The 24,614-nt window shown below is 71.3% G+C and carries 28 protein-coding genes and 1 pseudogene; 16 read left to right on the plus strand and 13 right to left on the minus strand.

Annotation, left to right across the window (positions count from 1 at the left end; all coding sequences use genetic code 11):
• Positions 1–265 precede the first annotated feature (265 nt).
• From ACF08N_RS27030 to ACF08N_RS27040, 3 genes and pseudogenes are all read left to right on the plus strand, one after another.
• Positions 266–1,255, plus strand: coding sequence for a LacI family DNA-binding transcriptional regulator (locus ACF08N_RS27030; protein WP_392327392.1), 990 nt, complete (start codon positions 266–268; stop codon positions 1,253–1,255).
• A gap of 114 nt (positions 1,256–1,369) precedes the next feature.
• Positions 1,370–1,486: pseudogene (locus ACF08N_RS27035) on the plus strand (IS5/IS1182 family transposase); the annotation flags it as partial.
• 306 nt (positions 1,487–1,792) lie between these two features.
• Positions 1,793–2,560 (plus strand): GNAT family N-acetyltransferase, encoded by a 768-nt coding sequence (locus tag ACF08N_RS27040; RefSeq protein ID WP_392327282.1) that lies wholly within the window; start codon positions 1,793–1,795, stop codon positions 2,558–2,560.
• A gap of 254 nt (positions 2,561–2,814) precedes the next feature.
• Here ACF08N_RS27040 and ACF08N_RS27045 read toward each other — a convergent pair whose 3' ends face one another.
• Together ACF08N_RS27045 and ACF08N_RS27050 are read right to left on the minus strand one after the other, a co-directional pair.
• Positions 2,815–3,354, minus strand: coding sequence for a MarR family winged helix-turn-helix transcriptional regulator (locus ACF08N_RS27045; RefSeq protein ID WP_392327283.1), 540 nt, complete (start codon positions 3,352–3,354; stop codon positions 2,815–2,817).
• 199 nt (positions 3,355–3,553) lie between these two features.
• Positions 3,554–4,918: an MFS transporter gene (locus tag ACF08N_RS27050; protein ID WP_392327284.1), complete on the minus strand. Its 1,365-nt coding sequence runs from the start codon at positions 4,916–4,918 to the stop codon at positions 3,554–3,556.
• Between the two features lie 304 nt (positions 4,919–5,222).
• On the opposite strand from ACF08N_RS27050, the gene ACF08N_RS27055 reads away from it, so the two are divergent.
• Genes ACF08N_RS27055 through ACF08N_RS27105 form a run of 11 tightly spaced genes read left to right on the plus strand, consistent with a single transcriptional unit; the run spans position 5,223 to position 15,259 of the window.
• A complete protein-coding gene (locus ACF08N_RS27055; protein ID WP_392327285.1) occupies positions 5,223–6,707 on the plus strand; it encodes an aldehyde dehydrogenase in 1,485 nt (494 codons plus the stop codon).
• 29 nt (positions 6,708–6,736) lie between these two features.
• Complete coding sequence (locus ACF08N_RS27060) at positions 6,737–7,699, plus strand: VOC family protein (protein WP_392327286.1); 963 nt, start codon at positions 6,737–6,739, stop codon at positions 7,697–7,699.
• Positions 7,696–8,493, plus strand: coding sequence for an aspartate dehydrogenase domain-containing protein (locus tag ACF08N_RS27065; protein WP_392327287.1), 798 nt, complete (start codon positions 7,696–7,698; stop codon positions 8,491–8,493). The genes ACF08N_RS27060 and ACF08N_RS27065 overlap by 4 nt, the downstream gene beginning before the upstream one ends.
• On the plus strand, positions 8,490–9,272 hold the full coding sequence (locus tag ACF08N_RS27070) for an alpha/beta fold hydrolase (protein WP_392327288.1): 783 nt from the start codon (positions 8,490–8,492) through the stop codon (positions 9,270–9,272). The genes ACF08N_RS27065 and ACF08N_RS27070 overlap by 4 nt, the downstream gene beginning before the upstream one ends.
• 15 nt (positions 9,273–9,287) lie before the next feature.
• Positions 9,288–9,809, plus strand: coding sequence for a cupin domain-containing protein (locus tag ACF08N_RS27075; protein ID WP_392327289.1), 522 nt, complete (start codon positions 9,288–9,290; stop codon positions 9,807–9,809).
• Entirely contained in the window at positions 9,802–10,557 is a 756-nt protein-coding gene (locus ACF08N_RS27080; RefSeq protein WP_392327290.1) for an SDR family oxidoreductase, read from the plus strand. The genes ACF08N_RS27075 and ACF08N_RS27080 overlap by 8 nt, the downstream gene beginning before the upstream one ends.
• A gap of 19 nt (positions 10,558–10,576) precedes the next feature.
• On the plus strand, positions 10,577–11,365 hold the full coding sequence (locus ACF08N_RS27085; RefSeq protein ID WP_392327291.1) for an SDR family oxidoreductase: 789 nt from the start codon (positions 10,577–10,579) through the stop codon (positions 11,363–11,365).
• 9 nt (positions 11,366–11,374) lie between these two features.
• Positions 11,375–13,039 (plus strand): thiamine pyrophosphate-binding protein, encoded by a 1,665-nt coding sequence (locus tag ACF08N_RS27090; protein ID WP_392327292.1) that lies wholly within the window; start codon positions 11,375–11,377, stop codon positions 13,037–13,039.
• Positions 13,036–13,971 (plus strand): PDR/VanB family oxidoreductase, encoded by a 936-nt coding sequence (locus ACF08N_RS27095; RefSeq protein WP_392327293.1) that lies wholly within the window; start codon positions 13,036–13,038, stop codon positions 13,969–13,971. Before ACF08N_RS27090 ends, ACF08N_RS27095 begins: the two co-directional genes overlap by 4 nt.
• A 45-nt stretch (positions 13,972–14,016) precedes the next feature.
• Positions 14,017–14,241: a recombinase-like helix-turn-helix domain-containing protein gene (locus ACF08N_RS27100; RefSeq protein ID WP_392327294.1), complete on the plus strand. Its 225-nt coding sequence runs from the start codon at positions 14,017–14,019 to the stop codon at positions 14,239–14,241.
• Between the two features lies 1 nt (position 14,242).
• A complete protein-coding gene (locus ACF08N_RS27105; protein ID WP_392327295.1) occupies positions 14,243–15,259 on the plus strand; it encodes a Rieske 2Fe-2S domain-containing protein in 1,017 nt (338 codons plus the stop codon).
• A gap of 47 nt (positions 15,260–15,306) precedes the next feature.
• Here the strand turns inward: ACF08N_RS27105 and ACF08N_RS27110 are convergent, their stop codons facing one another.
• Positions 15,307–15,789 (minus strand): hypothetical protein, encoded by a 483-nt coding sequence (locus ACF08N_RS27110; RefSeq protein WP_392327296.1) that lies wholly within the window; start codon positions 15,787–15,789, stop codon positions 15,307–15,309.
• Between the two features lie 230 nt (positions 15,790–16,019).
• On the minus strand, positions 16,020–16,967 hold the full coding sequence (locus tag ACF08N_RS27115; protein WP_392327297.1) for a hypothetical protein: 948 nt from the start codon (positions 16,965–16,967) through the stop codon (positions 16,020–16,022).
• Between the two features lie 184 nt (positions 16,968–17,151).
• Between ACF08N_RS27115 and ACF08N_RS27120 the strand changes: the two genes are divergently transcribed.
• Positions 17,152–19,509 (plus strand): hypothetical protein, encoded by a 2,358-nt coding sequence (locus ACF08N_RS27120; protein ID WP_392327298.1) that lies wholly within the window; start codon positions 17,152–17,154, stop codon positions 19,507–19,509.
• Between the two features lie 100 nt (positions 19,510–19,609).
• Here the strand turns inward: ACF08N_RS27120 and ACF08N_RS27125 are convergent, their stop codons facing one another.
• The 9 genes from ACF08N_RS27125 to ACF08N_RS27165 are packed head-to-tail and all read right to left on the minus strand — an operon-like array spanning position 19,610 to position 23,575.
• Positions 19,610–19,816, minus strand: coding sequence for a hypothetical protein (locus ACF08N_RS27125; protein ID WP_392327299.1), 207 nt, complete (start codon positions 19,814–19,816; stop codon positions 19,610–19,612).
• Positions 19,817–19,862: 46 nt separating this feature from the next.
• Positions 19,863–20,276: a gas vesicle protein K gene (locus ACF08N_RS27130; RefSeq protein WP_392327300.1), complete on the minus strand. Its 414-nt coding sequence runs from the start codon at positions 20,274–20,276 to the stop codon at positions 19,863–19,865.
• Complete coding sequence (locus ACF08N_RS27135) at positions 20,266–20,505, minus strand: gas vesicle protein (RefSeq protein WP_392327301.1); 240 nt, start codon at positions 20,503–20,505, stop codon at positions 20,266–20,268. The genes ACF08N_RS27130 and ACF08N_RS27135 overlap by 11 nt, the downstream gene beginning before the upstream one ends.
• Entirely contained in the window at positions 20,502–21,323 is an 822-nt protein-coding gene (locus ACF08N_RS27140; protein WP_392327302.1) for a GvpL/GvpF family gas vesicle protein, read from the minus strand. Before ACF08N_RS27140 ends, ACF08N_RS27135 begins: the two co-directional genes overlap by 4 nt.
• Positions 21,316–21,747, minus strand: a complete 432-nt coding sequence (locus ACF08N_RS27145) for a gas vesicle protein (RefSeq protein WP_392327303.1) — start codon at positions 21,745–21,747, stop codon at positions 21,316–21,318. The genes ACF08N_RS27140 and ACF08N_RS27145 overlap by 8 nt, the downstream gene beginning before the upstream one ends.
• Before the next feature lie 30 nt (positions 21,748–21,777).
• The gene (locus ACF08N_RS27150; protein WP_392327304.1) at positions 21,778–22,029 is read right to left on the minus strand and encodes a gas vesicle protein GvpG; all 252 of its coding nucleotides are present in this window, start codon (positions 22,027–22,029) and stop codon (positions 21,778–21,780) included.
• A gap of 10 nt (positions 22,030–22,039) precedes the next feature.
• Positions 22,040–22,753, minus strand: a complete 714-nt coding sequence (locus tag ACF08N_RS27155) for a GvpL/GvpF family gas vesicle protein (protein WP_392327305.1) — start codon at positions 22,751–22,753, stop codon at positions 22,040–22,042.
• Positions 22,754–22,756: 3 nt separating this feature from the next.
• A complete protein-coding gene (gene gvpJ, locus ACF08N_RS27160; protein WP_392327306.1) occupies positions 22,757–23,233 on the minus strand; it encodes a gas vesicle protein GvpJ in 477 nt (158 codons plus the stop codon).
• Between the two features lie 54 nt (positions 23,234–23,287).
• A complete protein-coding gene (locus ACF08N_RS27165) occupies positions 23,288–23,575 on the minus strand; it encodes a gas vesicle protein (RefSeq protein ID WP_392327307.1) in 288 nt (95 codons plus the stop codon).
• A 240-nt stretch (positions 23,576–23,815) separates the two neighbouring features.
• Here ACF08N_RS27165 and ACF08N_RS27170 point away from each other — a divergent pair, with 240 nt between their 5' ends.
• On the plus strand, positions 23,816–24,610 hold the full coding sequence (locus ACF08N_RS27170; protein WP_392327308.1) for a histone protein: 795 nt from the start codon (positions 23,816–23,818) through the stop codon (positions 24,608–24,610).
• The last annotated feature ends 4 nt before the right edge of the window (positions 24,611–24,614 follow it).

The following is a 24,614-nucleotide window of genomic DNA, read 5'->3' on the forward strand; positions in this document are numbered from 1 at the left end:
CGTACGTGCCTCGCGCTGACACCTCTTGATGTTTGCGTAAACATCGCGGCGTGCGAGAGGCCGCGGGGTGTTATGTTTACGTAAACATTCGGTGGCGGCATGTCTACACTGCCCCGATGACGGCGGTCAAGAGTCGCTCGGCACACTGCACGGCAGACCGCTCGGGAGACCGACGGCGCACCTGGTGAGGGAGACGGTGGGAGCAACGGACAGCGCCCGGGCGCACGGCAGGGCCGGCACCAGGAGCCGTACACAGAACGCGTCGATGGCGGACGTCGCCCGCGTGGCGGGCGTCTCCTCGCAGACCGTCTCGCGCGTCTCCAACGGCTTCCCCGGCGTCAACCACGAGACGCGGCAGCGGGTCCTCGCCGCCATGCGGGAGCTCGGCTACCGCCCCAACAGCGCGGCCCGCGCCCTCAAACGCGGCGACTTCCGCACGATCGGTGTCATCACCTTCACCCTCTCCACCACGGGTAACGTCCGCACTCTGGAGGCGATCGCCACCTCGGCGGCACAGGAGGGCTACGCGGTCACCCTGCTCCCCGTCGCCGTCCCCAGCCACGACGAAGTACGCGGCGCCTTCTCACGGCTGGGCGAGCTCGCTGTCGACGCGGTCATCGTCATCATGGAGGTCCACCTCCTCGACGCGACCCGCCTCTCCCTGCCGCCGCACGTGAAGGTCGTCGTGGCCGACTCGGACGCCGGTGACCGCTACACCGTCGTCGACACCGACCAGGCCGGCGGAACGCGGGCCGCCGTACGGCACTTGCTCGACCTGGGCCACCGCACGGTGTGGCACCTGGCGGGGCCCGAGGAGTCCTACGCGGCACAGCGCAGGGCCGACGCCTGGCGAGCGGCCCTGGCCGAGGCGGGGTGCGAAGCGCCCGAGCCGGTACGGGGCGACTGGTCGGCCGAGTCCGGGTACCGCGCCGGGCTGCACCTCGCCGAACAGGACGACTGCACGGCGGTGTTCGCCGCCAACGACCAGATGGCTCTCGGCCTGCTGCGCGCCCTCCACGAGCGCGGCCGCGCAGTGCCGGACGACGTCTCCGTCATCGGCTTCGACGACATCCCCGAGTCGGGCTCCTTCCTGCCGCCCCTGACCACCGTGCACCAGGACTTCGCCGAGGTGGGGCGGCGCTGCGTGGAGGGAGTGCTGCGGCAGGTGCGGCAGAACGAGACGGAGATCGGCACGACACTCGTGCCGACGCGGCTCGTAGTGCGCCAGAGCACGGCGGCACCGCGGGTGCGGTAGGCGGTGGGCCGCGGCCTGGATGCGGCGGCATGGCGGCTCCGTCCGTGCGGTGGGCCGCGGCGCGGGTGCGGGGGCGGTGGCACCGCCTGTGCAGGTGGGGCAGCTTCCCGGAACGCCTGGCTGTTCGCGTGCCGTCGGCTGCACCGCCGTTACGAGCGCAAGGCCGAACACTTCCTCGCCTTCGCGGGCATCGCCGCCACCCTTATCTGCTACAGGCGTCTGTCCCGGTGACACGATGCGCTTCCTGGCCGGCCGAGGGAAAACGACTTGCCCGCTTCGGTCGGTCGTGGAACAGTGTGCCGCGCTCTGCGACTGTGCAGACACGCTCACAGTGAGGAACGAAGCCAATGTTCCCGGCGTCCCCCAGCGGCCGCCGTCGGCACTGAGCGCCTGCTCTGCAGCAGCCTCAGACTGCCACGCTGTTCCCTACGGCGGCCCCACGACGCGGTGCCTGACACACCGCCGCTCTTCCCGCGCCCCGAACTCCCTGAGTTCGCCAGGGGCTCTCCTAGAGATCTCGTGAGGTCAACACCCACCATGGACATCCAGGTCCAGAGCTTTGCCGTAAGCAACCTCCGCCGCCGTCCTGTAGTCGTCGAGACCGGCGGCTTCGTCGCAGGCTTCACCCCGGACACCGACAACCCTTACCTCAACTACGCGACCCCGCTACCCGGCACCGAGCCGACCGAGCAGGACGTGGCGGCGTTGATCGGAATCTTCCGGGAGCGTGGCCTGCGACCGCGGCTCGAGTTCTCACCGCAGGCTGCCCCCGGCGTCACACCGGTCCTGCGGGCGGCCGGCTTCGGTACCGAGGCGGTGCACGAATATCTTGTCTGCACACCCGGCACGCTGATACTGCCCGAGTCCGCCGACTCCTCGCGTGTGGAGCGCCCGTCCACCGACGAAGAGTACGCCGAGCTCGATGCCACGCTTGCCGAGGCGTTCGGTGGCGTATTTGCCCCCTCAGCACAGGGCGCGGCCCGACTGCGGCGTACCCAGCAGAGTGGCGGAGCAGTGCGTTTTGTCCGCGACCCGCAGGGCGGCATGGCCGGCGGGGCGTCTTGTTCCCCGTCGGCCGAGGACACCGCCGAGTTGTTCGGCGTGGGCACCCGCCCCGCCTACCGTGGCCGCGGCATCGCCGCTGCAGTAACTGGCGCGCTGACCGAAGCCATGTTCGCCCAGGGAACCGGATCAGTCTGGCTGGAGTACTCCGGAGAAGGATCCCGCCGCGTCTACGAGCGCGTTGGCTACCGACCGCAAGGCATTCGCCTCTACCTCTCCCTGCCTCCGGCGCAGCAATCCTGACCCGCTCGGGGCGGCTCCGTGCCGCCCCCGAGAGCACCCAATGCCCCACCAGTTGAGACAACCTCTCAGCGCGGAACCACCACCCCGCAGCGGGACTTCACACCGCCGAGACGACGCCGCGGCCACCACTGGGGCGGACCCGCCCCGCGGCCGCGCATCACACCGCCGAGCCGGCGCGCCGGCGCCGAGCAGCGCGTCGGCTTCGTGCCGCCGAGACCTGGCGCCGTCGCCGAGCAGCGTGCGTGGCTCCCGCTTCAGACCGCCGCGTCGGGCGCTTCCTCGTCGGACGCGAGAATGGAGTTCTCCAGCTTGCGCAGCAGCCGCGCGAGCTGGCGGCGTTCGCTCGGTGAGAGTCCGCCGAGCATCCGGCTCTCGTTGTCGAGGTGTTCCGAGAACACGGTGTCCACCGTGGCGAGCCCCTTGTCGGTGAGGCGCGAGTAGACGACCCGGCGGTCGTCCGCGTCCCTTTCCCGGACGATGAGGCCGTCCTTCTCCAGGCGGTCGATCCGCAGCGTCACACCCGCCGACGACACCAGGCCGGAGTCGGCGAGCTGCCCCGCGGTCAGCCGGTACGGCTTGCCCGACCGCCGCAGGGCGGTCAGCACGTCGAAGCCCGCCACCGACAGGCCGTGGCGCTCGATCGAGGCGGTGAGCCTGGTGCTGTAGCGCAGGAAGGAGCGGTGGAGCCGGGCGAGGACCTCCAGTGGGCTGGTGTCCAGCTCCGGCCGCTCGCGCGCCCAGTCCTCGATCACCTTCGCCACGGCGTCCCGGTCCGCCGGCCTCGATGCAGCCATCCTCATCCCCTCGTACGGCCCCCGCCGGCGCCCGTCCGAATTCTCACGGCGCTGAGAATCTTACCGCTGAGGCGACGGCCCGTGGATGCCGCCGGGACCACGTGAGACGCCGGGTGCCGGCGACCCGGCGGGAACGGGTCGCACCGGGCGCGGTGATCACCACGCCCGGCCGCCCCCGCCGCCGGAACCCGCCGACGCGTCAGGAGTTGAGTTCCTCCAGCGTCCTGCCCTTGGTCTCGACCGCGAACCAGGCGATCACGGCACCCACCGCGGCGACGGCCGCGAGCTGGGCGAAGACCAGGGAGAGGCTGCCGCCCGCGCCGATGACCGCGCCGACGGCGACGGGGCCGACGATGACGCCGAGCCGGTTCCACAGGCCGCCGAAGGCCGCTCCCCTGGCCCGGTTGTCCGTGGGGTAGAGCTCGGGCGAGTAGAGGTAGAGCCCTGCGTTGACCGCGTACAGGAAGAAGGTGGTGCAGGAGGCGAAGACGGCGACCTGGCCGCCCGAGGTCGCGCCGGCCAGCCCGAGCACACCCAGCGACAGCATGGTGCCGACCAGTGCGGTCACCAGCGCGGGGCGGCGGCCGATCCGGTCGATCAGCAGGGCGACGACGAGTGTGCCCAGCAGGCCGGTGACGTTGCTGAGCAGGGTGTAGACGAGGGCCGTGGTCAGATCCAGGCCGAAGTGCTTGGTGTAGAGCGACGGCAGCCAGGTGGAGATGCCGTGGTTGACGTAGTAGGCGACGAACCACAGCCCCGACAGCACCGCCGTGCGCCGCAGGTACCGTCCCCGGAACAGGTCGCGGAGCCGGCCGCCGGAGGTGTCCTCGGGAACGGACGCCGCGGGCCGGGGCAGCGGTTCGGCGGTGGCGCGGGCGACCGCGTCCTCGATGCGCGCGATGGCCGCTTCGGCCTCCTGCGTACGTCCGCGGGCCAGCAGCCAGCGCGGGGACTCCTCGACCTGGCGGGGAAGCGCGACGGCGATCAGCACCGGAAGGGTGCCGATGACGAACATGGCGCGCCAGCCGAGGTTGGGGACCACCCATACGGCGACCAGGGTGGCCGCCGCCAGACCGGCCGGGAAGATCATCTCGTAGAGCAGGACGAAGCGACCGCGCTTGTCGGAGCGGGCGATCTCGTTGATGTAGGTCGCGGCGACCGGGACGACACCGCCGATGCCGAGTCCCTGGACGAACCGGAAGAGCGAGAACGTCTCGATGCCGCCGGAGAACGCTACGGCGAGGCTCGCGAGACCGGTGACGGCGACTCCGAGGGCGACCGTGCGGACCCGGCCGATCCGGTCACCCATCCAGCCTGCGGCCAGGGCGCCGAGCAGCATGCCGATGGAGGCGGCGGTGACGGCGAAGGTGGCCTGCCCAGTGGTCAGGTTCCATTCCTTCATCAGGACGGGCAGTGCGGAGGCGGCCAGCAGCTGGTCGAACGCCTCGAAGAAGGTGACGGCGCCGATCAGGAAGCGGACCTTGACGTGCCAGCGCGAGTGCGGCAGCCGTTCGAGTCTCGCGGCTATGGAGCCAAGGGCTGGTTTGCCGGCCACAGTCGTCATGGAGGGGGTCCTTCCGCCAACAGAGGAGTTGCGGAGACAGTAGGTGGCTGTATCTAAGCGGTCAATGGTTAAGAGCTTAGGAATCCTTGAGTCGTCCGATCGCCCTCCCCCCTGAGCCCTGGAGTCGCCACGCTCAAGGGATGTCCGGCAACGATTTCACCTCGGGGCCTTGCGCCGAAAAAAGTTAAGCCCTTAGATTTCTAGCACTTCGAAAGCGACGGACACCGAAGCAACAGCCCCTCTGTCGGGACGTGTCCGCGCCGGAGCCCCGCCCTTTCCCACCGCCTCGCCCGGAGGTCCAGCCGTGCCCCGCTTCCCCACCGACATCCTGATCGCGGGCCAGTGGCGGCGCGGCGCAGGAGAGCCCGTCGACACCGTCGATCCCGCGACCGGCCGCGTCCTCGCCACCGTCCACTCCGCAACCGCCGACGAGGTCGCCGAAGCGGCCGAGGCCGCGGCCGAGGCCATGGCGAACCCCGCCTGGCACGACCTGCTGCCCCACGAGCGCGCCCGGCTCCTGCACCGGATCGCCGAGCTGACCGAAGAGGCCGCCGACGAGCTCTCCGCGCTGCAGACAGCCGACACCGGCAAGACCCTCGCCGAGACCAGGGCCCTCGCGCTCAGCGCGGCAGGCACCTTCCGCTACACGGCGGCGGCCCTGGAGACCGCCGAGGACCGCGTCACCCCGTCCCGCGGCGCGTACCTCACGATGAGCGTCCACGAACCGATCGGTGTCGTCGGCGCGATCAACCCGTGGAACTCACCCGTGGCCAGCGACGCGCAGAAGATCGCCCCCGCCCTCGCCGCCGGGAACGCCGTCCTCCTCAAGCCGGCTGCCTGGACGCCGCTCGTCTCCCTCGCACTGGGCCGGCTGATCACGCGGGCCCTCGACGAGTTCGGGCTGCCCGCGGCGCTGCTGTCGGTGCTGCCGGGCAGCGGCCGGGTGGTCGGCGACGCCCTCGTGCGCCACCCGCTCGTCGCCCGCATCGGATTCACCGGCGGCACGGAGACCGGCCGGCAGATCGCCGCGGTCGCGGCACACAAGCTCATCCCCGCATCGCTGGAACTGGGCGGCAAGTCGCCGACCGTCGTGCGCGCCGACGCCGACATCGAACAGGCCCTGGCGGGAGTGCTGTTCGGGATCTTCTCGTCCAGCGGACAGTCCTGCATCGCCGGTTCGCGGCTGTTCGTCGCCCGCGAGATCTACGACTCCTTCGTCGGCGAACTCGTCGAGCGGGTCCGGAAGCTGCGCGTCGGCCCCGGCACCGACCCCGCCACCCAGGTCGGCCCGCTCGTGCACCACCGCCACCGCGACGCCGTCGCGGCCTACGTCGACCTCGCCCGTTCCGAGGGCGCGCGGGTGCTGTGCGGCGGGGCCGTGCCCGAGGGCGCGCGCTACCGGGACGGCGCGTACTATCTGCCGACCGTCCTCGACGGCCTGCCCAACACCTCCCGCACCTGCCAGGAGGAGATCTTCGGCCCGGTCCTCGTGGCCCTGCCCTACGAGGACGAGGACGACCTGGTCCGCCAGGCCAACGACTCCGTGTACGGACTGGCCTGCGGCATCTGGACCCGCGACGCGCGGGCCGCGTGGCGGCTCGCCTGCCGGATCGAGGCGGGCACTGTCTGGATCAACACGTACAAGCAGTTCAGCGCGTCCACCCCGTTCAGCGGCTGGAAGGACAGCGGCCTCGGCACGGAGAAGGGCCGCGACGCCATCCGCGCATACCAGCGCCAGAAGTCCCTGTACTGGGGCACCTCCGAGACGCCCCTCCCCTGGGCCAACTGACCCGGCACGCCTGCCTCCTGGAGTCACTCATGCATCACCCACCGCCCGGTCCGATCGCCCGGCTCCGCTCCCTGCGCTACGTCGAGCTGCACACCCCCGCCTTCACCGAGGCCGCCGACTTCTACGAGGAGGTCTGGGGCCTGACGACCGTCGAGTCCGACTCCGGCGCCCGGTGGCTGCGGGGCACGGGCGACGAGCACCACGTCCTGCACCTGACCGAGCGGGAGCGCGTCGGACTCGGCAGGATCGCGTTCGCCGTCGGCACCCCCGCCGAGGTCGACGAGGCCGCCCGGCGCCTCGCGGCCCGCGGCATCGTCCCCGTCCACGGGCCCGGCCCGCTGGAGCAGGCGGGCGGCGGCTACGGGCTGCGGTTCACCGACCCCGAGCGGCGCCTGATCGAGATCAGCGCCCAGGTCGAGGCGGTCGTCCCGCGTGGCCGGGAGAACGCGGTACCCGTCGGCGTCACACACGCCGTGCTCAACACCACCGACATCGACGCCGCGGTCGCCTTCTACTGCGAGGTGCTGGGACTGCGTGTGTCCGACTGGTCCGAGCACCAGATGGCGTTCCTGCGCTGCAATGCCGATCACCACTGCATCGCCTTCAACCAGGCCGAGTGGACCTCGCTCAACCACGTGGCGTACGAGATGCCGTCGGTCGACCACTTCATGCGGGGCCTCGGCCGGCTGCGCCATCACGGCATCACCCCCCAGTGGGGTCCCGGCCGCCACGGCCCGGGCAACAACACCTTCTCCTACTTCACCGATCCGTCCGGGCTGGTCTGCGAGTACACCTCCGAGGTCGCCCAGATCGTCGAGGACGCCTGGATCGCCCGGGTGTGGCGGCGGGTCCCGGAACTGTCCGACCTGTGGGGGACGGCCGGCCCGCCGTCGCAGGAGATCCGCTGCCGCATGGCGGGCACACCGGACCCCGGTCCGCTCGCCCCCGTCGACGCCCCCGCATCCAAGGACACCGAGGAGAACGCCGCATGAGCACCGTACGCAGGGTCGGCATCGTCGGCTGGGGAGCGATCGGCCGGGTCGTCGGCACCGCGCTCGCCGACGGGCAGGTGGGCGGCGCCGAGCTGGTGTGCGTCGTCGACAACCGTCCGCTGGGCGAGGCCTCACCCGTGCGGCAGGTGGCTTTCGAGGAGGCGCTGGAGCTCTGCGACCTGATCGTGGAGGCGGCCGGCCAGGGCGTCGTCCGCGCGTGGGGCGAGCGGGTGCTGGCATCCGGCACCGACCTGCTCGTCGCCTCCACCGGGGCGCTGACGGACGACGAGCTCGCCAAGCGGCTGCTCGCGGCAGGGCCCGGCCGGGTGTACTTCACCGGCGGCGCGGTCGGCGGACTCGACCTGCTCCAGGCCGCTCGCTCGATGGGCCCGCTGGACGAGGTCGCCCTGACCACCACCAAGTTGCCGGCGACGCTCGAACAGCCGTGGATGGACGAGGAGTTGCTGCACCGGATGCGGACGGCGACCGGGCCCGTCGAGGTCATGTCGGGCACGGCACGGGAGGTGCCCGTGAGGTTCCCCAGGTCGACGAACGTGGCCGCGTCGGTCGCGCTGGCCGTCGGGGACCTGGACGCCGTGCGCGTCCGGGTCGTCGCCGACCCGTCGGCGCACCGGACCCGGCACGTGGTCGAGGCGTCGGGTCCGCACGGCAGCTACCGCTTCGAGGTCGCGCACCGGCCCGACCCCGGCAACCCGGCGACCAGCCAGGTCGTGCCCCACGCGGTGCTGCGCAGCCTCGCGGCGCTCGCCGGACGGACGGGACAGATCCTGTGAGCGCCGGCGTCCACGTCGAGGAGGCCGGCGACCGGGGCCCGCTGCTGCTGTGCCTGCACGGCATCGGCTCGTCCTCGGCGGCCTTCGCCCCTCAGCTCGCCGCACTCTCCTCCCGGCTGCGGGTCGTGGCCTGGGACGCCCCGGGCTACGGGAAGTCCCCCGACCCCGCGGCCGCCCTCACCCTCGACGACTACGCGGACGCGGCGGCCGCCGTCATCCGGGAGCGCGGCACGAGCGCCCATGTCCTCGGCGTCTCCTGGGGAGGCGTGATCGCGCTGCGGCTGGCCACCCGCCACCCCGGCCTCGTCGCCTCCCTGATCGTCGCCGACTCCAGCCCCGGTTCGGGTACGGACGAGACCAGGGCCGCGGCCATGCGGGCGCGGGCCACCGAACTCGCCGAGCTCGGCCCCCGCGCCTTCGCCGAGGCACGCGGCCCGCGGCTGGTGTCGCCCGGCGCACCGGAGGACCTGGTGCGGCGGGTCGTCGACACCATGGCGGACGCGGTGCGGCTGCCGGGCTACGCGTACGCCGCCGAGTCCATGGCCTCGGCCGATCTGCGCGCCGAACTGCCCTCCGTCGCCGCGCCCACGCTCGTGCTCTGCGGCGACCAGGACACGGTCACCGGCCCCGGGGCCGGTCAGGCCATCGCCGGAGCCGTCCCCAGAACCGCCTACGTGATCGTCAAGGACGCCGGTCACCTGGCCAACCAGGAACAGCCGGGCCGCTTCAACGCCTGGCTGCTCTCCCACCTCCGTATCACCGCACGCATCCCCGAGTAATCAGGAGTAATCACCATGCCTCTGACCACCACCGCGTACGACAACGGCGGCGACCTCGCCGCGTACACCGACTCCCTCATCGCCACCAAGGACTCCCGTGTGGCGGACTTCGACACGCTCTCCTTCCAGGAGAAGGCCGGCCCGCAGTACCGGCGCGGCCAGATCCGTTACGTCGGCTCGGGAGCCACCGGCAACCACGAGGACGACAGCCGCATCCTCCCGTCCGGCGGCTTCACCTTCTCCAACATGCTGCTGCCGCCCGGCGCCGAGGGCCCGGCCCACACCCACCACGACGTCGAGGAAGCCTTCTTCGTCCTGGAGGGCGAGGTCAGGGTCGGGATCCACCGCGGCCCCGACGAGGTCGAGTACCGCACGCTCGGCTACCGCGACATGATCGTCGTCCCGGCCGGTGTGACGCGCTCGCTGAAGAACGAGGGCGACACCGACGCCCTGTTCTGCGTCGTCATCGGCACGCAGAAGCCGCAGGTGCCGACGTACCCCGCGTACTCGCCGATGCACGGTGTCACCCGTGGCTGACGAGCCCGCGGGCGACGGACGCACCGTCGTCGTCACCGGGGCGGGCCGTGGCCTGGGACTGGCCATGGCCCGCCGGGCCGGCGCCGACGGCTTCCGGGTCGTCGTCGCCGAGCTGGAACGGGAGCGGGGCGAGCGCGCCGCCGCCGAGCTGTGCGCGGAGGGCGTCGACGCCCGCTTCGTGCGCTGCGACGTCGCCGACCCCGTCTCGGTCGGCGAACTGGCCGATGCGGTACGCGAAGTGGGCCCGCTGTACGGGCTGGTCAACAATGCGGCGCTGGCCAACGGTGTGGGCGGCAAGGAGTTCCAGGACATCGACATCGAGGTGTGGGACCGGCTGATGACGGTCAACGCCCGTGGCACCTGGCTGGTGTCGAAGGCCCTGTACCCGCTCTTCGCGACCCCGGGCCGGATCGTCAACATCGCCTCGGACGCCGCACTGTACGGCTCTCCCCGCCTCGCCCACTACATCGCCTCCAAGGGCGCCGTCATCGCGCTCACGCGGGCCATGGCCCGTGAACTGGGCGACAGGGGCATCACCGTGAACGCGGTCGCCCCCGGGCTCACCGAGTGCGAGGCGACCGAGACCGTGCCGCCCGAGCGGCACGACCTCTACCGCCTGAACCGGGCCGTCTCCCGGCCGCAGCAGCCCGACGACCTCACCGGGATCGTCTCCTTCCTGCTCGGCGAGGAGTCCCGCTATCTGACCGGACAGGTGATCGCCGTCAACGGCGGCTTCACCATGAACTGAAGTGCAGGAGTACCGACTTATGGATCTGGGCCTCGCCGACCGCACGATCGTGGTCACCGGCGGCAGCTCGGGCGTCGGCCTGGCCACGGTCCGCGCCCTGCTCGACGAGGGCGCCCGCGTCGCCACGTGCGGCCGTGACGCCGAACGGCTGGACAAGGCCGCCGCCCGGCTCGGCGCCGGGCGCAACCGGCTGCTGACCGGGGTGTGCGACGTACGGGACGCCGCTGCCGTGGGCCGCTTCGTCCGGCGCGCCGCCGAGGAGTTCGGCGGCGTCGACGGCCTCGTCAACAACGCAGGCCAGTCGCGGATGAAGGGACTCGACGACTCGACGGCCGACGACTGGCGCGACGAGCTGGAGCTGAAGTTCGCCGGGGTGCTCAACCCGCTGCACGCCGCCCGCCCGTACCTCGCCGCGTCCGGCGCGGCGAGCGTCGTCAACATCAACGCGGTCCTCGCCAAGCAGCCGGAGACCCGGCTGATCACCACCAGCGCCGCCCGCGCCGGCATCCTCAACCTCTCCAAGTCCCTGTCGGCGGAACTCGCGGCCGACGGCATCCGCGTCAACTCCGTCTGCCTCGGCCTCATCGACACCGGCCAGTGGACCCGCCGCCACGCGGCCGCCGACTCCGGCATGACGTACGGGGACTGGCAGGCGGAACTGGCCGCCGACCGGGGGGTCGCGCTCGGCCGCATCGGCCGGGCCGAGGAGGTCGCGTACGCGGTCGTCGCCCTGCTCTCCCCCCGCGCCTCGTACATCACCGGCACGAGCATCGACGTCTGCGGCGGCATCGGCCGCTCCATCCTCTGAGGAGACCCCATGCGTTACGACAACGGAGGCGATCTCCTCGTCGCCGTCCTGCGCGAGCTCGGCATCGACACCGTCTTCGGCATCGTCAGCGTGCACAACCTGCCGCTCGTCGAGAGCGTCGACCGCGATCTGCGCTTCGTGCCCGTGCGGCACGAGGCGTCCGCCGTGAACGCCGCCGACGCCTACGGGCGGGCCCGCGGCACCCTCGGCTGCGCACTGACCTCGACCGGCACGGGCGCGGGCAACGCGGCCGGCTCGCTGATCGAGTCGCTGAGCGCGGGCAGCTCCGTGCTGCATGTCACCGGACAGGTGGAGAGCGCGTACCTGGGCAGCGGCCGCGGGTTCATCCACGAGACCAAGGACCAGCTCGGCATGCTGACCGCCGTGTCGGCCTACGCGGCGAGCGTGCCGGACACCGCACGGGCGGGCCGGATCCTGCGCGAGGCGGCCCGGGCGGCGCTCGCCGCGCCGGGTGGTCCGGCGAGCGTCGAGTGGCCGGTCGACCTCCAGTACGCGGCGCAGTCCGACCCACCCGTCACCCTGGCCGGGAACACCGTGCCGGTGCCGGCGGACGGTGAACTGGCCGCCGCCGCTGCCCTCATGGCATCCGCCCGGCGCCCCCTGATCTGGGCCGGCGGCGGCGCGACGGGCGCCCGCGACGAGCTGTCCCGGCTGCTGAAGGCCACCGGAGCGGGACTGATCACGTCGAACGCGGGGCGCGGCTCGGTGCCCGAGGACCACGGCCAGGTCGTCGGCAACTTCGCCACCGCCCCGGCCGTGCGCACCCTGCTCGCGGACGCCGACCTGCTGCTCACCGTCGGCACGCACTTCCGCTCCAACGAGACCGCCGACTACGCGCTGGAGCTTCCCTCTGCGCACATTCAGATCGACGTCGACGCGGCGGCGCTCGGCCGTGTGTACCCCGCCGCCCACGCCCTGCACGGCGACGCCGCCGCCACGCTGGCCCGCCTGCTGCCGCACGCCCGTCCCGCCGAGCCCGCCTGGGGGAATCGCGTCAACGCCGTCCGCACCGAGGTGCGGGCGGACCTCCGCGACGGCATCGGCCCGCAGGCCGCGATCTGCGACGCGATCCGGGCCGCGCTGCCCCGCGAGGCGGTCGTCGCGCGCGATGTCACGATCCCGTCCAGCAGCTGGGGCAACCGCCTGCTGGAGCTGTACGACCCCCGGGACAACGTCTTCCCGCGCGGTGGCGGCATCGGGCAGGGGCTCGGCATGGGCATCGGCGCGGCGCTCGCCCGGCCCGGCGCGCCGACGGTCGTGATCGCCGGTGACGGCGGACTCGCCGTCCACCTCGGCGAGCTGCTCACCCTCGCGCAGGAACGGCCCCGGCTCACGCTGATCGTCTTCAACGACGGCGGCTACGGCGTGCTGCGCAACATGCAGGACCGGTACAGCGAGCGGCGCTCCGGCGTGGACCTCACCACGCCCGACTTCGAACGGCTCGCCGGTGCCTGCGGGCTGCCGTATCTGCGGATCGGCGCGGCGGAGCAGGCGGGGCCGGTCATCGGCCGGGCGGTCGCATCCGACGGGCCGACGCTCGTCGAGGTCGACCTCGCGGCGCTCGGCCCGATGAAGAACCCGTTCACCCCGCCCGTGCGGATTCCCGGCCGACAGGCCCTTTCCTCAAGACAGTCAGGAGGCAGCAGGTCATGAGCGAGAACTCGCTGCGGCTGGTCGTCCACCGCATGACGTGGGAGGCGGACGGCGTCCTCTCCGTGGAGCTGGTCCACCCGGACGGCAAGCCGCTGCCCGCGTGGACGCCCGGAGCCCATGTCGACGTCCATGTGGGCGGCCACATCAGGCAGTACAGCCTGTGCGGTGACCCGCAGTCCGTCGACCGCTACCGGATCGGTGTGCTCAACGAGGCCGCGTCACGCGGTGGTTCGCGCCATGTGCACACCGCGCTCCGGCCCGGTCAGCAGGTCACCGTCTCGGAGCCGCGCAACCACTTCGCCCTGGAGGACGCGACGGGCTATGTGTTCGTCGCGGGCGGCATCGGCATCACGCCGTTGCTGGCGATGGCGAGGGAGGCGGCCCGCAGTGGCGTCGCATGGCGGCTGGTGTACGGCGGCCGCACCCGCGCGTCGATGGCGTTCACCGGGGAACTCGCCGCGCTGGGCGGGGACATCACACTCGTGCCCCAGGACGAGCACGGGCACATCGACCTGGACGCCGCTCTGGCCGGGCTGCCCGAGGGCACGCTCGTCTACGCGTGCGGCCCCGAGCCGCTGCTGAACGCCGTCGAGAAGCGCTGCCCGGAGGGGACGCTGCGGCTCGAGCGCTTCGCCGCGCCGGCCGTGCAGCGCACGGAGGACGACCAGGGCTTCGAGGTCGAGTGCCGTACGTCGGGGGTGACGCTCACCGTCGGCGCGGACTCCTCGATCCTGGAGGCCGCCGAGGCCGCCGGGCTCAGCGTGGACAGCTCCTGCCGGGACGGCATCTGCGGGTCGTGCGAGACCCGGGTCATCGACGGCACCCCCGACCACCGCGACTTCCTGCTCAGCGAGGCGGAGCAGTCCGCGGGCGCCACGATGATGATCTGTGTCTCGCGGTGCGCCTCCGGACGTCTCGTCCTCGACCTCTGACGTCCTCCACCCGTTGTTCCTCTTCCCTCCCACACCGGAGACACCGTGACCGACACCTGGCCGTACCTGGAGATCCACCAGAGCCGTACGCACGAACCGGGCCCGTACGAGTACAAGCTGGCCGCCACGCTCGAGGAGGTCTACACGCACGAAGGCCATGAACTGGCCGACGTCGTGCGCGGCCTCAACGCCCGCAAGGTCCACGCACCCGACGGGCAGCCGTGGACCGAGACGTCCTTCGTCGCCGAGATGCACCGCCTGGGAGCCTGACATGACGCTGTCGACGACCGCATCCGCGGACCACATCTACGCCAACGGCCTGCGCAACCAGTGGCACGCCGTCGTCCCCTCGCATTTCGTCACCGCCGGCGCGATGCGCAGGGTTACCGCACTCGGCGAGCAGTGGCTCCTCTTCCGCCGCTCCGACGGCACCCTCTCGATGCTGGCCGACCGCTGCCCGCACCGCGGTGCGCCGCTGTCCCTGGGCAAGCACCTCGGCGACCGTGTCGCCTGCTGGTACCACGGCGTCGAGGTGGAGACGGACGGCACAGTGTCGTCCGTGCCGGGCCTGCCCGGGTGCAACCTGGAGGGGAAGAAGCTGGTCACCTCGCTGCCCGTGCGCGAGGTCGCGGGCGCGGTGCTCGCGTACTTCGGCGACGAGGAACACCCCGAGCCGCCGCCGCTGACCCTCCCGGACCCGCTCACCGATCCGCGGACGGACGCTTTCCTGTGCTACGCCGAGTGGGACGTGCCGTGGCGGTACGCGGTGGAGAACCTTCTCGATCCCATGCACGGCGCCTTCCTGCACCACGAGTCGCACACGATGTTCGACGGCGACACCACGGCCCGGTTCCGCATCCGCGAGACGGACCGCGGCTACTTCTTCGAGAAGACCGACCAGCGTGGCGTCAACTTCGACTGGGTGGAGCTGTGCCGCACCGGAGTGGACTGGGTGGACCTGTCCATCCCGTACCCGCCGTCCGCGGGCCCGGGCGGCCCGTTCGGGATCGTCGGCATGGTGTGCCCGGTGGACGAGCGGCGCAGCGGCGTCTTCTTCTGGCGCTACCGCACGGTGCAGGGCTGGCAGCGCGACTCGTGGCGCTTTCTCTACAAGACGCTGATCGAGAAGCGGCACTGGGAGGTCCTGGAGCAGGACCGCGTCATGCTGGAGGCCATGCCGGCGGACGCCGACCAGCAGGAGAACCTCTACCAGCACGACCTCGGTGTGGTGCGGCTGCGCAGGCTGTACCGGGCCGCGGCCGAGGGGCAGTCGTCGGCCGGGAGCTGAGCGGCCGGCGCAGCCGCGGCACCGGGCGGCGGCTGCGCGGAGCCGCCTCAGGACGCGGTCGGGCCGGGGGCCGGGGAGCCGGCGGAGGACTTCCCGCCGGCGTCGTCGCACAGCAGGGTGATCACGACCAGAGTCGTGGGAGAACCGGTGTCGGCTGTGGCCGGGAGGGTGGTCGCCGCCGTCCAGTTTCCCCTGCGGAGGGCGAGTGATCCGGCGCCGAGGTCCGGACCGGGCTGCCAGCCGTGGTCGGAACGGGCGCGGGCGAAGCCGGCCTTCAGGTCCGCGGACGCCGCTGCCGCGTTGTGCTGACCCGTCAGGGTCTCGTGGCAGTCGAGCGGAGCGAGGTCCTGCGGTGTCCGCTGCACCGTGATGCCTTCCGCCGCCAATGCCGTGGTCAGCTCGCGCACCACGGTGTCAGCGGGCAGAGGAGCGGCGGGGGAACGCGAGGGAAGCGGGCCGAGGTCCTGGAAGGGAGAGGAGCAGGCGGATGCCATCAGGGCCACCGCCACGCCCCACGCCGCCAAGCCCATGATCCCCGGTTTCCTTCGCACGCTCTCGCGCCTCCTTCTGGTGCCGTTCACAGCCGACCAGTCTCGCAGCCGGTCTCGGCGGGCTGCGCGGCGGGCGACGGGACGGGCCGTTCCGGAGAGGCGTGGCCGGTGCGCCGGCGCTGCCTGTACTGGTTCAACGGGTGCGCCGGCGCTGCCTGGACCGGTTCAACCGGTGCATCAGCGCTGCCTGTACCCGTTCAACTCGTGCGTCAACGCTGCTTGTACCAGCCCAGCCGCTCCCGCAGCACCCCGCTCTCCCCCTCCTCGGCCATCACCGCGGCCGCGTACAGCTCCGCCATGGGAGAGGCGATGTTGCCGTCGCGTACCCCGGGCTGGGTCATGTAGGGCTTGCCGGCCCACGTGCTGTCGTGCTCCTCGGGGTCCATGTAGGCCCACGCGGCCCCCCGCTCCCGGCGCGCGACCTCGCCCACGTACCAGGCGGCGCCCTGAAGGAACAGTCCCGGCTTCGCCGTCTCGAACTGCTCCGCGGAGGAGACGCGTTCCTTGGCCAGGCGCTCCAGTGCGTCGAGCGAGGACGCCGAGAAGTCCCATGTCCCTGCGGGCCGGCCGGTCTCCTGGGCCCAGGCGGGGAACGTCCGCTCGCGTTCGGCGAGCCAGCCGGCCAGCCAGGGGTGTCCCGCCACCTCCGGCTCCGGGTCCACCCCGGGTGTGTGCTCCTTCACCGGCTCCCAGTCGGGCCGCTCCTTGCGCAGTGCGGTCACGGCTTCCGCCAGGCGCCCGGCGGCGGTGGTGAACTCGTGGCCGGTCCGGCGCTCCAGCGCCTGACCGATCAGCAGCAGGGGTGCCAGCGGAGGGAGTCCGAGCGCCGGATCGGGCACGACCACCGGATGCCCTTCCCCCTCACCGGCCGGCGCCGTGTCCCATCCCCAGCCGCCGCCCCCGACCGTGAGCAGTACCTCGCCGAGATACGCCATGGCGTCGCCCACGAAGCCGCTGCCGGGCTCCACCGGCTCCTGGTCGGTGTAGTGGTCCAGCAGGGCCGCCTCCAGGTGCGCCAGGGACGCCACGTCGAAATCCAGCCGCACATCGTCCGGAAGATGCTGTTCCCGCAGCCGGTCGATCGCGTCCGGGACATGGTCGATCCACACGACAAGGTCCGGCACTCCGCCGGTGCGCACACTCTCACCTCGGGTCATGCCCCCGACTCTAGGGCCCCGGTTGCGCGTGAAACGGTCGGCCCCACACGTCAGTTGCGCAGCCCACACTTCGTTCGTCCTCCTGCGTCACACCCCGGCGCCTGCCCTAGGGTGTGTCATGGCAGCGTCATGACGGGGGCTATGCGCGCTGCCCGCAATCGTCCCTGCCCCCAGGGGACCCCTTTTGAGTTACCTCACACACTTACGGAAGCGCTTCGGCCTGCGTGCGGCGATCGTCGCCGTCAGCGCCGGACTCCTCGCCGCCGGACTGCCCGTCCTGGCACCCCAGGACGCCACCGCCGCGCCGCGGAACCGCTGCGACCAGAAGTACGGCACGCCGGACACCGCGCCGCCGGACACCAGCCTGCCCGGCGGCAACAACCGCGACGCCACGCCGAACGCCGAGCGGTACGTCTACGACTACGACAACCCCTCCCTGGGCTACGACGGGCTCAAACTGCCCGCCAGCCAGGAGGAGCTGGACAGCTACGGCAAGGACCCCAAGCGGTGGCCCAATGACCGGCACAAGCAGATCTACGCCCGCTGGAACCGCAACCAGGCCAACACCGACGCTTCCAAGCGCTGGCCGAAGGCCGACTTCGACGGGTGGCTGAAGTCGGTCATCCGCCTGGAGGGCAACGGCCGGCGCGGCGCCGGCTTCGAGCGCCAGGTCGCCCGGCACTACAAGCTCGGCGGCCCGGACTGGCTGTGCCAGGGCTCGCTGAAGAAGCTCGACAAGAAGCTGTACGACGAGCTGAAGAAGGAGCTCGGAAAGGACTTCCCGAACAAGGACCGCCGGTTCGACGCGATCAACCGCAAGACCAAGACGATCTACGAGTTCAAGGCGGGAGGGAGGTTCGACTACAAGGAGATCCATGTGGACAAGGCCCTCGCCCGCCGGGGCTGGAAGGTCGTCTACATCTTCGGTGAGGAGCCGGACGACAACACCAAGCGCAAGCTCGCCGAGGTCGACGCCGACGGCAAGGGCAGGATCAACCGCTACAAGCACGCCGCGACGCCCCAGCCGAAGTACAACAACAACACCGGCTACAACAAGCCCGTCGGCCACATGAACGCCGGCTGCCAGACCGCCGGCACGCGCACCCTCGCGGTCCGTGCGGGCACCCTCTGCTCCAGCAACGGCGCCGCGGACCGCATGGTCAACGGCTCTCCCAAGAACCAGGAGCAGGCCCGGCGCATCGCCCAGGCCGAGCGCGGCGGCGCGAACGGCTCCCAGCGCGTGCGGGGACCCGGCGGCGTCGACTTCTCCACCCTGGAGCTGCGTTACGTCGGCAACCCGGTCAAGGGCAAGGGTCTGGACTACTCCTTCAAGGCCGGGATCAACCCCGACCCGGACAACAATCCGTCCTTCGGCGGCCAGGAGAAGGCCCAGCTCGTCTCGGACTCGTTCTTCACGTGGATGGCGCTCACCCCGGAGAAGTTCTGGGTGAACCTCAACCCCGACGAGCCGGACCGGGTGATGGACGAGAAGTTCGGCACGACCGATGCCGGACGTGTCCTGCTGGAGGCCGACCTCCAGATGAAGCACGACTACGCCGCGTTCCTGAACCCCAAGGAGGAGGACGCCGCGCGGTTCTGGGACTCCATCAGCCGCGTGGACGGCGCGCCGTGCCTGCACAGCGTGCGGAACTGGATCGTCCCTGAGCCGGCGAAGGTGCGGGAACAGGACGGCGGCGTCTACATCCTGGACGCGCCGCTGAAGGTCAACTCCGTGCCGCAGGAGTTCAACGCTCCCGGTCCCGGCGGGACGTGCGACCTGTCCGAGGTGCAGATCCGGCACAACCAGCGCCTGGTGGAGCAGATCGTCATCCCCAAGATCGAGAAGAAGATCAACGAGAGCGACGAACCGATCTACGCCGACCTGCGCCGCGTCTACACCTCCCGTGTGGCGGCGGAGTGGGTCAAGCAGCAGGACGCGAAGAAGGCCGGCGACTATCACAAGATCATTGGCAGCAACGACGTGAAAAGCTGGCCGATCCGTGGTGAGAAGTGGGACAAGCGTGACGTCTACCAGCGGTACGTGAAATCCTTCAGGGACGGCGACTACAGCTTCGAGCGCGAGTACGGCGGTGTGGTCTACACCTACACCGTCGGCGGCGTGGACTTCTCCAAGTCGCCCAAGCGGAACATCACCAAGGCCCGCTTCGACGCCGAGAACCCGCAACTGCCGCAGATCACCGACCGTTCGAAGATCGCCCCGCGTGACTACCGCGACACCGGGACGCAGTATCTGGGCGGCAACACCGACGTGAGGCCGTCCGGCGAGCCCAAGCCGGACCCGACGCCGACACCGACCGGAACGGGCAGGCCGGACCCGACGCCCTCGCCGACGGACCCGTCCAGCCCGGCACCGTCCACCCCGGCACCGACGGGCGGCCACACCACCCCGCCCAAGGACGACGGCGGCCTCGCCGACACCGGCACCCAGGTCGGCCTGATCGCCGGCTGCGCCGTGGCCCTCCTCGCGGCGGGCGGCTCACTGATGTGGTGGAAGCGCCGCCGGACAGCCGACCACAGCTGACCCGACACACCGCATCCCCTTCGGCCCCGCACCCGCCCACCGGCAGGCGCGGGGCCGAAGCGCAGGTCGATTCGGGCCGCCGCCGGCAGTACCCGATCCTTCACACCGGTGCGCGCATCGTCCACACGATCCTCACCAGCCGGTGACGCTCGATCCGCCCGATCAGGGCAACCGGGGAGATAAGACGCTTTCTCGCCTCAACGGGGAGGCCGCTGTGATAGTCGTCGCTCTGCTTCTGCCGCTTCTGCTCCTCGGGCTGCTGCTCCTGCTCGACCGCTACGAGGACTACATGCAGGCCACCACCCACACGCCCCGCCACGCGGACCGCACACGCCACCGGCATCGGGCGGGCGTCAGTCGGAGGGCGGGAGCAGGGGTCCGAGCGGCCCGAGGTCCAGGTTGAGATCGTCCATGGTCAGCCCGTACTGCGCGCACAGATCGGTCATGCGGTCGTGCAGGATCATGAGCGTGGCCCCGAGCCGCTCTTCCTGTTCCTCGGTGAGGTCCCCCTGGTCCACCCGGTGCAGTGCCTGGCGTTCCATGAGCTGACGCAGCAGTTCGACAAGAGTGAGGACCAGTCTGACCAGGTCCCGTTCCACGGTGTCGGGATCGGCGGTGATCCGGCGTGACGGGGTCCGCGCCGGTGGGCCTTCTCCGGGCGGCGGCAGGTCACGCGGCGTGGCCGGCAGCAGCTGGAAGGCGCGTGCCGCGGCGTCCGCGACCTCGTCGAGGCGGTGACGGGAAGAGCTCCGGTCCTCAGCGGTCATGGCTGTCTCGCGGGAGGGCGGGGGACGACCAGGGAGAGGGATTGTCCGGGCCGATGGACACGATCAGCGCCCGCAGCGAGACACGGACGAGATCGACATCGGCGATGGACAGGACCACGTCACCGGTGATGACGGCCCCGCCGCTGAGCAGCCGGTCGAGCAGGTCGATGAGTGCGACCTGCCGGCCGTGCAGAGGGTCGGCCGCCGGGGCGTCGTGGGGCGCGCTCATGGGGTCGCGTCGTCCGGTGAGTCGTCGGAGCCGGCGGCGGGCGCGGCGAACGAGTACGGCGCCCACGGTCCGGTGACTTCGACACGGACCCCCAGGAGCCCGTCGGCCGCCAGCGCCACCTCGGCGCGGAACGCCTCCGTACGGTTCCGGTGCACGAGGTAGGCGTCGTTGACGACGTTCTCATCGGCAGAGGCGGCCAGCGCACCCTGCTGGACCCGGTGGCGTGCGCGGCCGGCCGCGTGCCGGCGCCCTGCCGCTTCGACACGTTCGGCCGCCACACCGGCGGCGCGGTAGACGTCGTCCCGGACACTCTGCTGCGCCTTGCGCCGACGCAGATACGCACGCCCAGGGCTGAGGTCCGCCGCCTCCGCGGGTGCGGGGGCCGGGTCGGAGGAGCCCGCGGAGGGGTCGGCGTAGATCTTCACGCCCCACTCGTGATGCCCGGCCAGTCGTGTCAGGCGCTCGCCGAAAGCGGGGGCCCCGCGGTCCAGGGCGTTGCGCGCGCTGTCGTCGTCCAGGTACACGGTCGCCAGGCGCAGGGGCAGGACGGTGGTGCGGGCGGCCAGTGCGTCGACGACGGCGTGGTGGGCGCGCGCGACCGCCTCCAGCCATCGCAGATCCTCCAGGTGCCGCTTCAGGGCCGCTTCCTGGAAGTCGTCGGCGCGCACGGGACTCACGACGAGCAGGAGCCTGCCGTCGCGGGTGGCGGTCATCAGGTGGACGGGAGCGCCGGCGACACCGATGAGCGTGGCCGCGGAATCCGCCAGTCCCTCCGCGTCATGGGCCACGGCGTAGGCGTACAGCACCAGGTCACTCATCGCGGCCGCTCCCCCGGCGGTGCCCTTCCCGGGGTTCCCTTCCGGCGTCGGGAAGCGCCGCGTCCTCGCGGAGGGCGTCGATCTCCGCCCGCAGGCGCCGGTTCTCCTCGGCGAGGGACCGCTCGCTCCTGCCGCGGGCGGGAAGAGAGGTGTCGGATCGGCTCCGGGACGACAGCGAGGGGTCGTGCTCCCACCAGTCGATGCCCATTTCCTTCGCCTTGTCGACGGAGGCGACGAGCAGGCGGAGTTTGATGGTCAACAGCTCGATGTCGAGGAGATTGATCTGGATGTCCCCCGCGATGACGATGCCCTTGTCGAGCACCCGCTCGAGGATGTCGGCGAGATTGGCGGAGGAACCCTGCCCATAGGGGGGTGCGGCTCGTGACGGGTAGGAGCCGAGCCGGTTGGCCAGGGGGTCGGTCACGGTGGGGACCTCGTTCCTCGTGGTGCGCCGTCAGGGCTGAAGGCCGTCGCGGTAGGCCCTGATCTCTTGCAGCCGGTCGAGCAGTTCGTCCTCGCGCCGGTCGAAGGTTTCCTCGTCGATCTCCCCGGCGAGGAGCTGCCGCTCCAGCTCCGCGAGCGCGCGCTGCACGGGTGCGGGGTCGTAGTACTCGTTCTCGGCGACTTCCAGGACACGCTCCACGACCCATACGACGCCGCGAACCGGCGCGAGGGGGAGGGTGAGGAGCTGGGTGAAGACTCCCATGGCGGTTCCTTCAGACGAAGCTGTAGGGCGGCAAGGGGCCGTTGAGGCGGAAGTGGACGTCCTCGCCCATCTGAGCGGCGAGGCTCAACTCGGTGGTGAGGAAGAGCTCTTCCTGGTCGCCCGGCACGAGGAAGGAGATGTTGAGGAAGACCTCGCCGGTCGGCTGCGCGGTCTGCAGTTCCCGGGCGAACGGGCGGAGCGCCTCCACCACGCCCCCGGCCAGTGCCTCCTGCCGCGCCTGTACCTCCGTGGCGACCAGCTCGCCGAGGCGCACCTTCGCGTCCGGGGGCGCCGTGCCCCTGCGGATCTCGTCGTTGAGGTCCCGCGCCGCCTCCGAGGCGTGCAGGATCTGCCGCAGCAGTGTCTCCTCGTCCTGCGAGACCTTCAGGTTGTACTCGCCGCAGCCCTCCAGCGCCTTGAGCCTGTCCGTGTACTCCTCGGCGCGCTCCTCCAGCGCCGCCCGGACGGCCTCGTCGTCCGGGGCCAGCAGGCCGAACCGCAGCGGCAGCACCGTGCCGTCGTCCATGAGCCGGTCCTGGACCCGCTGGTGGGCGGCAATGTCACGGCGTTTGGGCCGCAGGTCGTCCGGTGCGTCACTGACCACTGCGCACAGCGGTCCGCCGGTCACGGTACGCAGACGGGAGGGCGGGTCGCCGACACCGTCGAGACCGTCGAGCCGCACCGGGTGCTGCTTGCCGGTGATCGAGTAGATGTATACGGGCATGGCTCATTCCTTCTCGCGCGGCGAGCTCCTCGTACGACGGGCGGTGGCGCGCCGGGCGGGCCGCCGCCTCTCGACGGGCTCCTTCTCTGCGCCCTCTTCCTCCCCCTCCTCGCCCTCCTCACGCCCGGTCGCGCCCTTGAGGGAGTCGGTGACCGCTTCGACCGCACCGGTCAGGGCACCTCTGGACTTCCCCTTGGCGCCGCTCTCCAGCGAGTCGCCGACGATGTCGGTCAGCTGGGCGGGTGCCTTCTTGCCCGCCTCCAGATCGAGACGGTTGCAGGCTTCGGCGAAGCGCAGGTAGGTGTCCACGCTGGCCACGACGACCCGGGCGTCGATCTTGACGAGTTCGATGCCGACCAGAGAGACACGGGCGAATACGTCGATCACTAGGCCGCGATCGAGGATGAGGTCGAGAACGTCGTAGAGGCTGCCCGTGCCGCCTCTGGAAACACTGCTGCCGCCTTGCGGCACCATGGTCATGGTGCCTCCCTTCGCGGGACGATGAGAGCGCCCTTCGCGGGCCGATGAGAGCGCTCAGCCGTCCCGGTCGATGTGCCCCCGGGTGTAGCGCCGGGTCTTCTCGTAGCCCACCAGGTTGCCCTCCTCGTCCAGTGTGACGCGGTAACTCGCCATCACGCTCGTGGTCTCGGGTATCCGCTCCAGCTCCAGGACCTCGACGTGCGCCTCCCAGCCGTCGGCCGTGGGCTGGATAGCGGAGACCGACTCCGGCGTGCGGCCGAGCAACTCCTGGAGCTGTTCGGCTGCGGCTCGCATGGCGTGGACCACGCCGGAGCGGCGTTCGGCAGGTTGTTCAGCGGCCATGATCTCCCCGACGCTCGGAGCAGAAGCCATACACCTGGCAAAAACATACAATTTCATCATATAGGGATGCCTCCTGCCCCAGAGGAAACCGGTAGCAGTGGGTGATCCGGCGGTCGCGTTCGGTCCGGCGTGCCGCAATGCGCCCGGCGAGGCCCGCACGGGGTTCCTCTTGTCAATCATGGCCCGGGCAAAGGCTGTTGGACTTCCGGCCGTCTCTTGTCTCTCCGAAGGGACCAGCCGATGAAAGACACGAGCAAGATGGCCCTGGGGGCCGCCCTCGCGGGCGGATACCTCCTCGGGCGGGCCAAGAAGGGGCGCCTCGCCTTCGGACTGGCCACGTATCTCGCCGGCCGCCGCTTCGGGCTCGACCCTCGGCAGCTCGTCACCCAGGGCCTGCGCCAACTCGGCGAGATCCCGCAGGTCTCGCAGTTGAACGACCAGGTGCGGGGCGAAGTCCTCGACGCCGGCCGCAAGGCCCTGACGGCGTCCGCCGACCGCAAGCTCGCCGACCTCGCCGACTCGCTTCACGAACGCACTCTCCGGCTCGTCGAACGGGAGGAGGAGCGCGACGAGGCAGAGGAGGAGGAAGAGGACGAGGGCCGCGCCGAGGAAGAGCCGGAAGCCGAGGAAGAGCCGGAAGAGGAAGAAGAGGAGGAGGAAGAGCAGGAAGAAGAAGAGGAGGAGGAGCGCGAACCGGAGGCGCGGACGCGGAGGCGTCGCCCTACGGGCGCCGCCGTCGAAGAGCGGCCCCCGGCGCGGGCCCGCAGCCGCAGGGCGCCGGCCGGCAGGAAGAAGGCGGCCGCGCCGGCCAGGAAGGCAGCCCAGAAGAAGCCGCCCGCGAAGAAGGCCGCGGCCAAGAAGACGGCGCCGCAGAGGACGGCCGCCAAGAAGGCGCCCGCAAAGAAGACGGCCTCGAAGAAGACGGCCGCCAAGAAGGCGCCCGCGAAAAAGACCGCGGCGAAGAAGACAACGGCCAAGAGGACACCCGCCAAGAAGACGGCGGCGGGCAAGAAGACGGCGACGCGGCGGAGGTAGGGCG

Origin of the sequence: Streptomyces sp. NPDC015127, from assembly GCF_043080095.1 — a bacterium.
Classification (GTDB): domain Bacteria; phylum Actinomycetota; class Actinomycetes; order Streptomycetales; family Streptomycetaceae; genus Streptomyces.